Annotated in this window: 11 protein-coding genes; 5 read left to right on the top strand and 6 right to left on the bottom strand. The window is 72.8% G+C overall.

What is annotated here, in order from left to right:
• Positions 1-371: 371 nt before the first annotated feature.
• Both typA and ACH4OA_RS25205 read right to left on the bottom strand, forming a co-directional pair.
• Entirely contained in the window at positions 372-2279 is a 1908-nt protein-coding gene (typA, locus tag ACH4OA_RS25210) for a translational GTPase TypA (protein WP_365875646.1), read from the bottom strand.
• A 172-nt stretch (positions 2280-2451) separates the two neighbouring features.
• Positions 2452-4770 (bottom strand): ABC transporter family substrate-binding protein, encoded by a 2319-nt coding sequence (locus ACH4OA_RS25205; protein ID WP_397971058.1) that lies wholly within the window; start codon positions 4768-4770, stop codon positions 2452-2454.
• A 317-nt stretch (positions 4771-5087) separates the two neighbouring features.
• Between ACH4OA_RS25205 and ACH4OA_RS25200 the strand changes: the two genes are divergently transcribed.
• From ACH4OA_RS25200 to ACH4OA_RS25180, 5 genes are all read left to right on the top strand, one after another.
• Positions 5088-5378 carry a hypothetical protein gene (locus ACH4OA_RS25200; protein WP_397944444.1) on the top strand — a complete coding sequence of 97 codons (291 nt, stop codon included), beginning with the start codon at positions 5088-5090 and terminating at the stop codon, positions 5376-5378.
• Positions 5379-5403: 25 nt separating this feature from the next.
• Positions 5404-6225, top strand: a complete 822-nt coding sequence (locus ACH4OA_RS25195; RefSeq protein ID WP_397944446.1) for a hypothetical protein — start codon at positions 5404-5406, stop codon at positions 6223-6225.
• Positions 6226-6246: 21 nt separating this feature from the next.
• On the top strand, positions 6247-8238 hold the full coding sequence (locus tag ACH4OA_RS25190; protein ID WP_397971055.1) for a fumarate reductase/succinate dehydrogenase flavoprotein subunit: 1992 nt from the start codon (positions 6247-6249) through the stop codon (positions 8236-8238).
• Complete coding sequence (locus ACH4OA_RS25185; RefSeq protein ID WP_397944450.1) at positions 8235-9008, top strand: succinate dehydrogenase/fumarate reductase iron-sulfur subunit; 774 nt, start codon at positions 8235-8237, stop codon at positions 9006-9008. The genes ACH4OA_RS25190 and ACH4OA_RS25185 overlap by 4 nt, the downstream gene beginning before the upstream one ends.
• Positions 9009-9116: 108 nt before the next feature.
• Positions 9117-10709 (top strand): hypothetical protein, encoded by a 1593-nt coding sequence (locus ACH4OA_RS25180; RefSeq protein ID WP_397971052.1) that lies wholly within the window; start codon positions 9117-9119, stop codon positions 10707-10709.
• Between the two features lie 25 nt (positions 10710-10734).
• On the opposite strand, the gene ACH4OA_RS25175 is transcribed toward ACH4OA_RS25180, so the two are convergent.
• The 4 genes from ACH4OA_RS25175 to ACH4OA_RS25160 all read right to left on the bottom strand — a co-directional run bounded on the left by ACH4OA_RS25175 (position 10735) and on the right by ACH4OA_RS25160 (position 14833).
• Complete coding sequence (locus tag ACH4OA_RS25175) at positions 10735-13323, bottom strand: SpoIIE family protein phosphatase (RefSeq protein ID WP_365875633.1); 2589 nt, start codon at positions 13321-13323, stop codon at positions 10735-10737.
• 270 nt (positions 13324-13593) lie between these two features.
• Positions 13594-13992 (bottom strand): ATP-binding protein, encoded by a 399-nt coding sequence (locus ACH4OA_RS25170; protein ID WP_365875631.1) that lies wholly within the window; start codon positions 13990-13992, stop codon positions 13594-13596.
• Between the two features lie 130 nt (positions 13993-14122).
• Positions 14123-14542: a (deoxy)nucleoside triphosphate pyrophosphohydrolase gene (locus ACH4OA_RS25165; protein WP_397944455.1), complete on the bottom strand. Its 420-nt coding sequence runs from the start codon at positions 14540-14542 to the stop codon at positions 14123-14125.
• A gap of 99 nt (positions 14543-14641) precedes the next feature.
• Positions 14642-14833, bottom strand: coding sequence for an SPOR domain-containing protein (locus ACH4OA_RS25160; protein WP_365875625.1), 192 nt, complete (start codon positions 14831-14833; stop codon positions 14642-14644).
• Positions 14834-15158 lie beyond the last annotated feature (325 nt).

Genomic DNA, 15158 nt, shown 5'->3' with positions numbered 1-15158 from the left:
ACGTGTTCACCGACAGAGGGGGTTTCCGTCCACCCTCCGACACCCCTGACGGAGGGTCGGACACCCCCTGGTGCTCGTGAGTCGGGCGCTGTCCCCACAGCGCGAGACCCATTGACCCGAGCGTTACGCGGCTAACTATCTGCCATGGGTCGACCACCGACCACTGCCCGTAGATCTCAATTCAGTCACAGATCATGGCTACAGCTTCCAAAATCTGGACAAAGTGTTCAGTAGAAGAAGGCGCGAAACGGACTTGTTACATGGCTATCGGGCAGTGATCTCCGCATGCCGGACATACGGCCGGAGAAAACGGGTTGCAAAAAGCCCGGGTGCCCCCACCATGGGGACACCCGGGCTCAAGTGCCGGGAGATCAGCCGTGCTTGGCGCGGCTCGCGGCCCGGGCGCGGTTGCGCTGGTCCAGCACGACCTTGCGGATGCGAACGGCCTCCGGGGTCACCTCGACGCACTCGTCGTCGCGGCAGAACTCCAGCGACTGCTCCAGCGACAGCTTGCGCGGCGGCACGATCGACTCGGTCACATCGGCCGTCGAGGACCGCATGTTGGTGAGCTTCTTCTCCTTGGTGATGTTGACGTCCATGTCGTCGGCACGGGAGTTCTCACCGACGATCATGCCCTCGTACACCTCGGTGCCGGGCTCCACGAAGAGCACGCCGCGCTCCTGGAGGTTCGTCATCGCGAACGCGGTGACCGTGCCGGAGCGGTCGGCGACCAGCGAACCGTTGTTCCGGGTCTGGAGGGTGCCGAACCAGGGCTCGTGGCCCTCGTGGATGGAGTGGGCGATGCCCGTGCCGCGGGTCTGGGTCAGGAACTCGGTGCGGAAGCCGATCAGGCCACGGGACGGCACGACGAACTCCAGGCGGACCCAGCCGGAGCCGTGGTTCGACATGTTGTCCATGCGGCCCTTGCGGACGCCCATGAGCTGCGTGACCGCGCCCATGTGCTCCTCGGGCACGTCGATCGTCATACGCTCGACCGGCTCGTGGACCTTGCCGTCGATCTCCCGGGTGACGACCTGCGGCTTGCCGACCGTCAGCTCGTACCCTTCCCGGCGCATGGTCTCGACCAGGATGGCGAGCGCCAGCTCACCACGGCCCTGCACCTCCCAGGCGTCCGGCCGCTCGGTGTCGAGCACGCGCAGCGAGACGTTGCCGATCAGCTCGCGGTCCAGGCGGTCCTTGACCTGGCGGGCGGTGACCTTGCGGTCCTTGACGGCCGCCTTGTTGTCGGCGCCCTTGCCGGTGCCGCCCCGGCCGACCAGCGGCGAGGTGTTCGTGCCGATCACCATGGAGATCGCGGGCTCGTCCACCGTGATCAGCGGCAGCGCGATCGGGTTCTCCGGGTCGGCCAGGGTCTCGCCGATCATGATCTCCGGGATGCCGGCGACCGCGCAGATGTCACCCGGGCCGGCCTTCTCGGCGGGCTTGCGGGTGAGCGCCTCGGTCATCATCAGCTCGGAGATCCGCACGCTCTGCACGGTGCCGTCGCGCTTGATCCAGGCCACGGTCTGGCCCTTGCGCAGCTCGCCCTGCTCCACGCGGAGCAGCGCGATGCGGCCGAGGAAGTTGTCCGCGTCGAGGTTGGTGACGTGGGCCTGGAGCGGCGCCTCTTCGTCGTAGGTCGGGGCCGGGATGTGCTCCAGGATCGTGGAGAAGAACGGCTCCAGGCTGGTGGAGTCGGCCGGCACCGTGCCGTTGTCCGGCTTGGTCAGCGAGGCGACGCCGTCCCGGCCGCAGGCGTAGACGATCGGGAACTCGATCTGCTCCTCGTCCGCGTCCAGGTCGAGGAAGAGGTCGTAGGTCTCGTTGACGACCTCGTCGATCCGGGCGTCCGGACGGTCGGTCTTGTTGATACACAGGATGACGGGCAGACGGGCCTGGAGCGCCTTGCGCAGCACGAAGCGCGTCTGCGGCAGCGGGCCCTCGGAGGCGTCCACGAGCAGGACGACGCCGTCGACCATCGACAGACCCCGCTCGACCTCGCCGCCGAAGTCGGCGTGGCCGGGGGTGTCGATGATGTTGATCGTGATGGGCTCCCCGCCGTCCTTCGGGTGGTACTTCACCGCCGTGTTCTTGGCGAGGATCGTGATGCCCTTCTCACGCTCCAGGTCGTTGGAGTCCATCATGCGGTCGTCGACCGAGTCGAGCTGGTGGGCGGCGAACGCGCCGGCCTGCTTCAGCATGCCGTCGACGATGGTGGTCTTGCCGTGGTCGACGTGGGCGACGATGGCGACGTTGCGGATGTCGTGGCGCGTGGCCATATTGTGGCGTACTCCCGGAGTGTGCGGACTGCCCTGCGCGTACGTCCGTCGCGCGGGCCCTGCCGGGCTGGACGCGCCACGGCCTCACCCCATGGTACGTGGCCGCGGCCGCGGAGGCTCGGCGGGCCGTCCCGGGGCCCCGGACGGGACCCCGGGAGCCCCTTCCGGGACCTCAGCCCTTGGCCGGAGCAGGCGAGATCTTCGCGCCCTTCTTCAGGAAGCCCATGTCCTCGTAGACCGGGGTCTGGAAGCCGAACGCACCGGCGTTGACCAGGTTTCCGCGCGCCCCGACGAGCTGCGGCCGCTGGTAGAGCGGGATCGATCCGGCGGCCGCCCAGATGCGCGAGTCGGCCTTGCGGATCAGGTCGCGCGCCGCGTCCTCGTCCAGTGTGGTCGCGGCCTCGTCGAAGAGCTGGTCGACCTGGTCGGTGCCGACCCGGGTGTAGTTCTGCTCGACGTTCACCGAGCCGTCCGCCGCCGGGACCGGCTTGGCGTAGATGGGCCGGGCGTCCGTCGCCGGGAAGGCGGAGGCGGGCCAGGAGTACAGGGCGAGGTCGTAGTCGCCGGCGGCGATGTGGTCCTTGAAGTAGCTCTCGTCCGAGACCTTGGTGACCGTCGTGCGGATGCCGACCTGCTCCAGCATCGCGGAGATCCGCTCGGCGACCGTGTTCAAGGTGTCCGAGCCGGGGCCGGAGGGCAGCACGAAGCGCAGCGCGAGCGGCTTGCCGTCCTTGGCGAGCGGCCCGGCGGGCGCGGCGGCCGGGGCGGCGGTGCCCTTCGGCGCGTACGCGCCGGGCGCGCCGCCGTGCCTGCCCTCCTGCGCGAGGTGCTGGTCGGTGGGCTCGCGCTGGTCGGACTCGCGGTGCTTGCCCTTGCCGTCGTCGTCCGCGCCGCCCGGGTTCTTGTCGTCCTCCCCGACGATGTACTCGCCGTCGTCGCCGCCGTCGGACACCTCCTCGCGGCGGTTCTCGGAACCCGCCGCCTTCTCGGTCTTCTTCTGCTCCTTCAGCGGGCCGCCGCGCACCCAGCCGGCGTCGGCGAGCAGCGCCTGGGCCTCCTTGGCGTCCGGGGCGCCGAGCGCGCCGCTGCCGTCGGCGTAGGCGGCCTGCCCGGACAGCGCGAGGTGGCTGCCGACCGGGACGGCGGGCAGACCGAACGGAGTGAGCACCAGCCGGGCCAGCTCCGCGCGGTCCACGGCGCGGGCCACGGCCCGGCGGACCCGTTCGTCGGCGAGCGGGCCGGCGGAGCCGTTCAGGGCGAGCTGGGTGTAGACGGGCTCCAGCGACTTGCGGACCTCGACGCCGCGCAGCACCTGCTGCTGCTCCAGGTACCGGGTGATGGCCTCGCCCAGCTTCTCCTCGCCGGCGTGCGCCGCCTTGGCGCCGAGGTGGTGGGCGAGCGCCCAGTCGCGCAGCTTCTTCACCGAGGTCCGGCCGCCGCCCTGGAGCGGGGTGCCGGTGCCCTTGGTCCGGTGGGCGAGGCCGATCCGCTGGACGTCCAGCGCGTCGATCTCGGCCAGATCCGCGCTGCCGTCGGCGAGCGCGACGGCCCGCTTGCCGTGCGAGACGGTGTGCAGCACGATCGTGTCCAGCTTGGCCGGCCTGCCCCACCAGCGCGCGTTGCGGGTGAGCACGACGTCCTTCTTGGCGGTGTCGACCTTCTCGACCTTGAAGGGCCCGGCGGTGACCTTCAGCTTGCGGCGGGCGCCGTCGTTGAAGGCGTCCGGGGTGCCCATGACGTCCTTCGGGTACAGCGGTGAGAACAGCGACTTCCAGTCGGCGTAGGGGCGGGAGAAGGTGACCCGGACCTGGAGGTCGTTGTCGCCGCGCTCGATCGCGGCGATGCGGTCGTAGCCGGCGTTGCGGGCGGTCCAGTAGGCGCTGTTGCGGCCGGACAGGGCGCGCCACTGGGCGACGAAGTCGGCGGCGCCGATCTCCCGGCCGTCGCTCCACACGGCCTGCTGGTTCAGCTTGTACAGCACGACCTGGCGCGGCTCGGTCTCGATGACCTTGGCCGATTCCAGATAGGCGGGATTGGCCACCGGGCGACCGGTCGCGTCGAGCCGGAACATCGAGGGCAGCACGGCCTGGGCGATGCGGCTGGTGCCGGCGTCGGCGTCGGCCTGGAAGGTGTTCAGCGTCTCCGGTACGGCGTCCATGGCCCAGCGCAGCGTCCCGCCCTCGGCGACCAGGTCCCGGGCGACCGGGGCGATGTCCTGCGGCGCGAGCGGGGTGCCGGCCTGGTCGTCGTCACCGCAGCCGGCGAGCAGCGGGACCGCCAGCGCGCCGGCGGTGAGGAAGGTGACCGCGCGCCGCACGCTCCGCCGCACCGGCCGGGGCGGGCCGGTGCGGCGGGACGTGCCGGCGCCCGGCCGCGGGGGCGTCATGGCCGGTCGCGCCCCGCGGCCGAGCCGCTCGCCGAGGCCGTCTCGCGCCCCGTCGGGACGCTGCCCCGCTGCGGCCGAGTGGGGGCCGACGCCTTCGTAGGACATCTCTGCTACCTCCGGGGAGCCACGGGCCGTATGCTCACATTTGTCGGTTATATGGAGCTGATCACTTTTGGCGGTATATGGAGCTGATCAGATCTATGCGGCCACTGAAGAGGAAAGGATCCGGCAACGGTGGGCGACACGGCGGCGACAACCGGTAAGCCCACCCGTGCGGCGCAACCCGGCCGGGCCGTGCACCCGTACGCCCCCGGCCAATCGCGGCACATCCCTTCACACAGGCAGGCGTGAGGCGCAACACTCCAAGGCGCATGAACGTTGCCGCCCATGGCCCGCCGGTCCCGTGGAAGCGAGGGCATGTCATGTCCGTGCACGACGACATCAACGCAGTCCAGCGGTGCCTCGACGACCTGCACCGGTCGCTGGGCCGCCTGGAGGACCACCTCGGCCGCGGCGGTCTGGAGATACGCCGGGTCCGGCTGGACGCCGACCACCTGCGCGAGAGCCTCGCCCTGCTGCGGCAGGCGGCCGCCGCGCCGGCCGCGCCGCACCGGCCCGACCTCGTCACCATCTCCGACGCGCCCTACGACATCAGCCTGTGGACGGACTCGGACGACGAGGGCCTGGGCGCCCGCGACCGCCGCGCCCCCTGAACCCGCTACCGACCGGAGACCCGCCTTGGCCACTGGTACGGAATCCCCCCGGCACCGCGGCGGCGTGCGCACCCCTGCCCGCGCCGCGATCGCCGCCGCGCACCTGCGCACCGACCGCTGGTGGCTGGCGCCCGCCGCCACCGCGGCCGGCCTGCTCGCCTTCGTCGTCTACTCGACCTGGCGGGCCTTCGCCGGCGCCCACTACTACGCGGCGCCGTACGTCTCGCCCTTCTACTCGCCGTGCCTGGCGGAGAACTGCCGGACCATGCGCGCCGGGCCCAACGCCGCGCTGCTCGGCGGCTGGTGGGGGCTCTCGCCCGCCCTCGTCATCCTGGTCTTCCCGCTCGGCTTCCGCCTGACCTGCTACTACTACCGCAAGGCGTACTACCGCGCCTTCTGGGCGTCCCCGCCCGCCTGCGCGGTGGCCGAGCCGCACCGGTCGTACACCGGCGAGACCCGGTTCCCGCTGATCCTGCAGAACCTCCACCGGTACTTCTTCTACGCCGCCCTGCTGGTGGCCGGTGTGCTCACCTACGACACCGTGCTGGCCTTCCGGGACACGCACTACCGGTGGGGCCACATGGGCCTCGGCACCCTGGTCTTCCTGGCCAACATCGCGCTGATCTGGGCGTACACCCTCTCCTGCCACTCCTGCCGGCACATCGTCGGCGGCAAGCTCAAGCACTTCTCCCGGCATCCCGTGCGCTACCGGGCCTGGCGGTTCGTCGGCCGGCTCAACGCCCGCCACATGCAGCTGGCCTGGGCGTCGCTGCTGAGCGTGGCGCTCGCCGACTTCTACGTCTATCTCGTCGCGTCGGGCGTCTTCGACGATCCGCGCTTCTTCTAGAGACCAGTGAGGGACCGACTGATGTCCGTGGTGGACCGGCAGGAGTGGGACGTCGTCGTGGTCGGGGCCGGCGGCGCCGGACTGCGGGCCGCGATCGAGGCGCGCGAGCGGGGCGCCCGTACGGCCGTGATCTGCAAGTCGCTGTTCGGCAAGGCGCACACGGTGATGGCCGAGGGCGGCATCGCCGCGGCGATGGCCAACGCCAACGCGCACGACACCTGGCAGGTCCACTTCCGCGACACCCTGCGCGGCGGCAAGTTCCTGAACCAGTGGCGGATGGCCGAGCTGCACGCGCGGGAGGCCCCGGACCGGGTGTGGGAGCTGGAGACCTGGGGCGCGCTGTTCGACCGCACGAAGGACGGCCGGATCTCCCAGCGGAACTTCGGCGGCCACGAGTACCCGCGGCTCGCGCACGTCGGCGACCGCACCGGCCTGGAGCTGATCCGCACCCTCCAGCAGAAGATCGTCGCGCTCCAGCAGGAGGACCACCGGGAGACCGGTGACTACGAATCCGGGCTGAAGGTCTTCCAGGAGTGCACGGTCACCCGCATCCTCAAGGACGGCGAGCGCGTCTCGGGGGTCTTCGGCTACGAGCGCGAGAGCGGCCGTTTCCTGGTCCTCCAGGCACCGGCCGTGATCCTGGCGACCGGCGGCATCGGCAAGTCCTTCAAGGTCACGTCCAACTCCTGGGAGTACACCGGCGACGGCCACGCGCTGGCGCTCCTGGCCGGCGCTCCCCTGCTGAACATGGAGTTCGTGCAGTTCCACCCCACCGGCATGGTCTGGCCGCCGTCGGTGAAGGGCATCCTCGTCACCGAGTCGGTGCGCGGGGACGGCGGGGTGCTGCGCGACTTTGGCGGCAGACGGTTCATGTTCGACTACGTCCCGGACGTCTTCAAGGACAAGTACGCCGAGTCGGAGGAAGAGGCCGACGGGTGGTACGACGACCCGGACCACCACCGGCGCCCGCCCGAACTCCTCCCCCGCGACGAGGTGGCCCGCGCCATCAACGCCGAGGTGAAGGCGGGCCGGGGCTCCCCGCACGGCGGGGTCTACCTGGACGTCTCCACCCGGATGCCCGCCGAGGTGATCCGGCGCCGGCTGCCGTCGATGTACCACCAGTTCAAGGAGCTGGCGGACGTCGACATCACCGCGGAGGCGATGGAGGTCGGCCCGACCTGCCACTACGTGATGGGCGGCGTCGCGGTCGACTCCGACACGGCGGCGGCGCGCGGCGTGCCGGGCCTGTACGCGGCCGGCGAGGTCGCGGGCGGCATGCACGGCTCCAACCGGCTCGGCGGCAACTCGCTGTCCGACCTGCTGGTGTTCGGCCGCCGCGCGGGCCTGCACGCGGCCGAGTACGCGCAAGGTCTGGCGTACCGGCGCCCCACCGTGGACGAGGCCCAGATCGACGTGGCCGCGGCGGAGGCGCTGCGTCCCTTCTCGGCGGGGGCGGGGGCGGGACCCGAGGCCGGGGTCCGGGCCGAGGGTGCGCACGGTGCCGGGAGCGGCGGGGCGGGCGCGGCGGAGCCGCCGGAGAATCCGTACACGCTGCACCAGGAGCTCCAGCAGACCATGAACGACCTGGTCGGCATCATCCGCCGGGAACCCGAGATGGAGCAGGCCCTGCACAAGCTGGCCGAGCTGCGGGCGCGGGCCCGGCGGGCCGGTGTGGAGGGCCACCGCCAGTTCAACCCGGGCTGGCACCTGGCCCTGGACCTCAGGAACATGCTGCTGGTCAGCGAGTGCGTGGCCCGGTCCGCGCTGGAGCGCACCGAGTCGCGCGGCGGGCACACCCGCGAGGACTGCCCGGCGATGGACCGCGCGTGGCGGAACGTGAACCTGCTGTGCGCCCTCGCCGACCCCGCCGGCACCCTCGCGGCGGCCGACCCGGCCCGGGGCCAGATCCGGCTCACCCGGGAGACCACCGCGCCCATCCGCCCGGACCTGCTCGCCCTCTTCGAGAAGGAGGAGCTGGTCAAGTACCTCGCCGAAGAGGAGCTGTACGAGTGAGCAGCTACGAGGCCCGCTTCAAGGTGTGGCGGGGCGACGCGCGGGGCGGCGGCCTGGAGGACTTCACGGTCGAGGTGAACGACGGCGAGGTGGTCCTCGACATCGTCCACCGCCTCCAGGCCACCCAGGCACCCGACCTCGCCGTGCGCTGGAACTGCAAGGCCGGCAAGTGCGGTTCGTGCTCGGCGGAGATCAACGGCCGCCCACGGCTGCTGTGCATGACCCGCATGTCGGTGTTCGACCGCGCGGAGACGATCACCGTGACCCCCCTGCGGGCCTTCCCGGTGATCCGCGACCTGGTGACGGACGTCGGCTTCAACTACGAGAAGGCGCGCGAGGTCCCGGCCTTCGTGCCGCCCGCCGGGCTCGGACCCGGCGAGTACCGGATGTTCCAGGAGGACGTGGACCGCCCGCAGGAGTTCCGCAAGTGCATCGAGTGCTTCCTGTGCCAGGACACCTGCCATGTGGTGCGTGACCACGAGGACAACAAAGAGGCGTTCGCCGGGCCGCGCTTCCTGATGCGGATCGCCGAACTCGACATGCACCCGCTGGACGCCGCCGCCGGGACCGGCCTGGACCGGGCCCGCGCCGCGCAGGACGAGCACGGCCTCGGCTACTGCAACATCACCAAGTGCTGTACGGAGGTCTGCCCCGAGAACATCCGGATCACCGACAACGCCCTGATCCCGCTGAAGGAACGGGCGGCCGACCGCAAGTACGACCCGCTGGTGTGGCTGGGCTCGAAGATCAGGAGGCGCTCCGGGGCGTAGCCGTCGTACGGGCACTGGTTCTCGTGTGTCCCGTCCCCTCCGTCGCTGTTCCCCCACCCGTGTCCGTCCCGCTCGCGGAGCCGCCGGGCCGCCCCTACGCTCCGGAACGTGACGTCCTTCCTGATCCGGGGCCGGCCCCGGCACGCCACGGCGCACATACGGGTGCGGGTGGCGCACGCCGTGCTCGGTGCCGTGGCGGGGGTCTGGTGGCTGGTGCTGCCGGTGACGACGGCCGCCGCCCGCGTTCCGGTTCCCCCGGCCACCGCCGCCGGGCGGCAGGACGGGACGTCGGTCGCCGATCTGGTGCTGCCGTTCACGGCGGTGGCCGTGGTGCTGGCCCTGGCCGGCTACGGCCGGCTGCGGCGCACCCGGCGGGCCCGGACCCGGACGACTCCGGGGACCGTCCCCGCTCCCCCGCCCGCGCCCGGCCCGGCCGGCTCCGAACGACAGGCGCGCGCGGCACTGCGCCTGGCCGACGACTGCGTACGGACCAGCCGGGAGGAGCTGTCCTTCGTACGGGAACGGTTCGGCGAGCAGCGGACCGAGCCCTTCACGCACGCGCTGCGGGCCGCCGAGACCGAGCTGGCGGCGGCGTTCGCGATCTGGCGGCGGTACGAGCAGGGTCTCCCCCAGGACCCGGGCGCCCGGCAGCAGGCGCTGGCCGGGGTGATCGGCCGGTGCGCGGAGGCGGGACGGCACCTGGACGCGCGGGCGCCGGAACTGGACCGGCTGCGGGGCTTCGGGGCGGCGGCGGAGGGGCTCGGCGCGGCACTGGTGGTGGCCGAGGGGCGGTTCCGCGAGCTGACGGCCCGGACGGTGACCGCGCAGCACACCCTGGCGGATCTCCGGCAGCGGTACGCGCCCTCGGCGACCGCGTCCGTCTCCGGGTACGTCGAACAGGCCAAGGACCGGCTGGTGTTCGCCACCACCCGGCTCAACGAGGCCCGCCAGGCGGCGGACGCGGGTGATCCCGGGCGGGCGGTGGGCCGGTTGCGCGCCGGTGAGGGCGCGGTGGCCCAGGCGGAGCTGCTGGTGGACGGGGTGGAGCGGCTGGCGGCCCGGCTCCGGGAGGCAGCAGCCCTGGCACCGGCCGCACGAACCGAGGCGGACACCCGACCGCCGGCACCCCACCCCACACCCGCCGGTCCCGAGCCCCACCGACCGGCCGACGCGGAGACGGAGGCGCCGGCCGGTCCGTGTGAGGGCGCGCGGGTGCCGGTGGCGGGCGGGGGGCCGGGTGGACGTGACGTGTCCGCGGGCGGTGTCCGGGAGGAGCCGGACGCCGGGCCGGGCGATCCGCTGGACGTGCTGCGCCGGGCCGCCGGGCGGGCGGCGGGAGCGGGCCCGGGTGTGCTGGAGGACGCGGCGCTGCTGGTGGCGCGGTGCGCGGTGGCCGGTGCGGAGGAGTTCGTCGCGGTGCACCGGGGAGCGGTGGGCGTGGCGGCCCGGGCCCGGCTGGCGGAGGCGGCACGGGAGCTGGGCGCGGGGCACGCCGGCCGGGCCGATGCCGCGGCCCGTCAGGCGCGGGAGCTGGCCGAGCGGGACGTACGGGCGTACGGCACGCCGTACGCCGGCCCGGACGGGGACACGGCGGGCCTCGCCGGGGCCCTGCTCGGCGGCATCCTGCTGCCCGAGTTCCCGGACGCCGGCACGCCCGCCGCGTTCGGCGGTCCGACGACGCGGTCCCGTCACCACGCCTGACCCGGCCGCACCGCCCGCGTCCGCGTCAGAACAGGCTCAGCAGCGCCTCCGCCGGGTCCGTGAGGTTTCCCTCGCCGCCCGGCAGCGGCAGCTCGAACCACACCGTCTTGCCGTGCGGCGTCCGCCGTGATCCCCAGGCCGCGCTGAGCAGCCCGACCAGTTGCAGTCCCCGTCCGCCCTCGTCGGTGTCCCGCGCGCGCCGCCGGCGGGGCTGGACCAGGCCGGAGTCCCAGACCTCGCAGACCAGGGTGCGGTCCAGCAGCAGCCGTAGCCGGATGTCCCCCTCGCCGTACCGCAGGGCGTTCGTCACCAGCTCGCTGACCAGGAGTTCCGTGGTATCGACCAGGGGCTCCAGGTCCCAGGAGAGCAACTGGCCGCGGGCGTACTCCCGGGCCCGCCCCACACTGCGCGGCTCGCGCGGCAGCGTCCAGTCGCCGACCGACTCGGCGGGCAGCCCCTGCACCCGCGCCATCAGCAGCGCGATGTCGTCCTCGCCGTGGTGGGTGTCGAGGGTGCTGAGGACGTGGTCGCAGACGTCCTCCAGCGGGCGGCTGGGATCGGTGAGCGCCCCGACGAACGCCTGGAGGCCCTCGTCCAGCGGATGGTCGCGGGACTCGACCAGGCCGTCCGTGTAGAGGGCGAGGAGCGCGCCCTCCGGCAGTTCGACCTCGACCTCCTCGAACGGCTCGCCGCCCACGCCGAGCGGCATGCCCGGCGGCACGTCCAGCATGAGGGCCGGCTCGCCGGGCTCGACCAGCACCGGCGGCAGATGGCCGGCGTTGGCGAACGTACAGCGCCGGGTGACGGAGTCGTAGACGGCGTACACGCAGGTGGCGAGGTACACCTCGGAGAGGTCGGCGTCCCGGGGCTGGCGGGCCGTGCGGGTGGCCTGCTGGATCCCACCGGGCGTGCCGAGCCCGCGCGCGATCTCGTCCAGCGCGGACAGCACCTCGGCCGGTTCCAGGTCGAGCAGGGCGAGGGTGCGTACGGCGGTGCGCAGTTCGCCCATCGCGACGGCCGCGCGCAGGCCCCGGCCCATCACGTCGCCGACGACCAGCGCCGTACGGTGGCCGGGCAGTTCGATGACGTCGAACCAGTCGCCGCCGACCTCGGTGGCCGTGTTGCCGGGCAGGTAGCGGCAGGCGATGTCCAGGCCGGACGCCTCGGGGTCGCCGGGCGGCAGCAGGGACCGTTGCAGGATCAGCGCCCGTTCGTGTTCCCGGCGGTACAGGCGCGCGTTGTCGATGCAGACGGCGGCGCGCGCGGCCAGTTCGACGGCGAGGTCGCGGTCCCGGTCGCCGAACGGCTCGCTGCCCTTCGTACGGGCGAACTGCGCGAGTCCCACGACCGTGTCGTGGGCGACCATCGGCACGGCCAGCGTGGACTGCACCAGGCCGCCCTCCTCGGCGGGCACGCGCTGCGGCCGGGCGGTGCGCAGGGCTTCGGCGCTGGGCGAGCTGAACGGGAAGTGGTGGACCGCGCCGACGTCGACGGGCTGCCCGGAGCCGCCGAAGGGCGCGCCGGAGACGGCGCTGGCGAAGGCGACGCGGCGCAGTTCGGCGCTGCCGTCGGCGAGGCCGGGCGGGGCCTCGTCGCCGGCCAGCAGGCCCTGGTAGAGGTCGACGGTGGCGAGGTCGCAGAAGCCGGGGACGACCACGTCGAGGAGTTCGCGGGCGGTGGTCTCCAGGTCCAGGGAGTTGCCTATGCGGGCACCGGCCTCGTTGAGCAGGGCCAGATTGCGCCGGGCGGCGGCGGCCTCGCGGGCGGCGGCCCGGCGGGCGGTGATGTCCGTGCCGAGCCAGGCGACGCCGATCGGCCGGCCGGTGCCGCTGTGCACGCGGTAGAGGTTGATGGACCAGTGCCGGCGTTCCTCGGAGCCCGGGACGTACCCGGTGACGTGCATGTCGGTGATGGACTCGCCCGTTTCCAGCACCCGGCGCAGCGTGGCCGAGACCCGCTCCGCCTCGGGGCGCGGCAGGTACTCGTGAACTCCCTTGCCCCGGTGGTCGTCCGGGGTGCCGCCGTAGAGGGAGGCGAACCGCGTGTTGGCCCGGCGGACCCGCAGATCGGTGTCTATCAGCAGGAAGCCGAAGGGCGATTGGCCGAATATGGCCTGCGAGGCGGCGAGATCGGTCTCGATGCTGCGCAGTGTGCGCACGTCCACGACGATACAGACGGCCGCCTTCTCGCCCTCGGCGGTGTGCGTCGGCATGACGTACACCTCGGCGAGGCCCTCCTCGCCGCGCGTGCCGTCGGGCAGGTCCGGCATCCGGAACGGCACCACTCCGGTCCACTCGCGCCCGTCGAGTATTTCGGCCATCTTCCGCTGACCGCGCTCGCGCAGGTCGGGATCGACGAACGCCTCTATCGGGTCCCTGCCCACGGCGTGTGCGGCGGGGATGCCGAAGAGCTGTTCGGCGCGCAGGCTCCACTGGTCGACGAGCCCGCCGGGGCTGATGGAGAAGGACGCCACCCGGATGTAGTCGTAGATCGAACCGGGTGGACTGCTCTGCCACATGGCGTCACCGGGTCCCGCGTCTGCCTCCGCGGCCTGACTCCTCGCGCCGTCCGACGGGTCCTCGGACTCCGTGGCCTTCGCTGGTATCTCGCTCACGCGAACCGTCCCCTCCAGCTCACCGCGTCCGGCACCGGTCACCGGGGGCGGCTGCCCGCAGTATCCAGCACTACGGCGCCGCACGACACGGTGTTCACGATCACAGCTCGGTCGAGGTGCTTTTCGGACCGGCCCGTCACAACACTTCCACTCTTCTAACCAGGGAACACACCCCCGAACCTTCCGCCGACGGACCCCGTGCGCCCCCGGCGCGCACGCTGTACGGCACGTCGGCAGCCGTACACCCCTGTGCCCCGTGGAGCGCCCGTCTCACCCGGGCATCGCCAGTTCGAACCAGACGGTCTTTCCGCCCGTGCCCGGCCGGGTGCCCCAGCGGCGCGAGGAGCCGGCGACGAGCTGGAGGCCGCGTCCGCTCTCGTCCTCGGCGTGCGCGACGCGTTCGCGCGGCAGGTCGGGGAGCGGGTCGGAGACCTCCACCCGCAGGGTGTCGTCGAGCGTGGCGGGCCGGACCAGGCGGACGCCGATGGGGCCGCTGGCATGCCGCAGCGAGTTGGTGACCAGCTCGCTGACCAGCAGCGCGGCGAGGTCGGCGAGGCAGTCCAGGTCCCAGCCGTGCAACTGGCCCCGGACCGCCGCGCGGGCGGTGCGCACGGCACCCGGCTCCGCGGGGAAGGTCCATTCGGCGCAGCCGCCATCGGTGTCGATCACGCCGATCACTTCCCAGGCCAGCGGAGCCCACCCATGTCCGTTTTCATGGGGTTAATGGGCACATACCCGGTATCTGGGAGCCAGTACCGTTCAAGAGGGCGCACTGTGGCACGAACGGCGTACGACGGGCTCAGCCCAGCCCGCGTCTCCCGATCTCCCGTACCGCGGCCACGTCCTGGTCCAGCCAGGGCACGTCCCACAGCTCGTCCGGCGTGAGCCAGCGCAGCGCGTCATGGTCCTGGAGGGGGCGGGGCGCGGGCGAGCCGGGGCGCAGCCGGGCGGTCCACACCGCCAGGGCGTACGGCGGGCGCAGCGGCCAGGTGCCGGGCACGCGCGTCACCGGCTCGGCGTCGACGCCCAGTTCCTCGCGCAGTTCCCGCACCAAGGCGTCCTCGGGCCGTTCGCCCGGCTCGACCTTGCCGCCGGGCAGCTCCCAGCGTCCGGCCAGGTCTTCGGGGGCGCTGCGGCGCGCGGCGAGCAGCCGGCCGCCGTCGAGCAGGGCGGCCGCCACCACCAGGACCGGGTCCGCCCCGGGGGTCGTGCGCGTCATGGAGGGGAGCCTACGGGAGCGCGCGGCCGGTCGGTTCCGCACGCCGTCGCGGGTCGGTTCCGTATGCCGTTGACGGTCGGTTCCGTACGCCGTCGACGGTCAGTTCCTTATGCCGTCCCCGGTCTGACCGATGCGCTCGACCCAGTAGAGCTGCTTGTGGCCGCGGTCGTCGAAGCTGTCGGCGACCTTCTGCGCCTCCGCGCGGGTCGCGTACCGGCCGACGCGGTAGCGATTGCCGTTGTCGTCCTGCCGTATGACGATCCAGGGCAGCGCGACCGTGCCCTCACTCATGGCCCCCACCGCTCGCATCCCCTCTCGCACCGCCCCACCCGCTTCCCCCGGATAAGGAAACCGCACTCCGCATATGCCCGAGCGTACGCCCTACCTTCACGCTGCGCATACGGATTTTCACGAAGAGGTACGCAACTGAGCCGGAACGCGAGGGGCGCACGGGACCGAACGCGCCGTCGCCCGGCACGTCGGCGGGGGTCGGGGGCCCGCCGGGGCCACCCGTGGCCACCTGGGAGAACGGCCGGATCGCTGCGGCCCGCGAGCCGACGGCCGTAACCGGCGGCGGCACCGGCCGCTCCCGGGGCGCACGCCGGGTGTGCGCTAG

Origin of the sequence: Streptomyces sp. NPDC017095 (assembly GCF_044332325.1) — a bacterium.
Taxonomy (GTDB): Bacteria; Actinomycetota; Actinomycetes; order Streptomycetales; family Streptomycetaceae; genus Streptomyces.
This window is presented reverse-complemented; position numbering and strand designations above follow the sequence as displayed.

Excerpts from the sequence above, each read along its gene's own strand:
- typA (WP_365875646.1), bottom strand. The coding sequence starts at position 2,279 with ATGGCCACGCGCCACGACATCCGCAACGTCGCCATCGTCGCCCACGTC.
- ACH4OA_RS25205 (WP_397971058.1), bottom strand. The coding sequence starts at position 4,770 with ATGTCCTACGAAGGCGTCGGCCCCCACTCGGCCGCAGCGGGGCAGCGT.
- ACH4OA_RS25200 (WP_397944444.1), top strand. The coding sequence starts at position 5,088 with ATGTCCGTGCACGACGACATCAACGCAGTCCAGCGGTGCCTCGACGAC.
- ACH4OA_RS25190 (WP_397971055.1), top strand. The coding sequence starts at position 6,247 with ATGTCCGTGGTGGACCGGCAGGAGTGGGACGTCGTCGTGGTCGGGGCC.
- ACH4OA_RS25165 (WP_397944455.1), bottom strand. The coding sequence starts at position 14,542 with ATGACGCGCACGACCCCCGGGGCGGACCCGGTCCTGGTGGTGGCGGCC.
- ACH4OA_RS25160 (WP_365875625.1), bottom strand. The coding sequence starts at position 14,833 with ATGAGTGAGGGCACGGTCGCGCTGCCCTGGATCGTCATACGGCAGGAC.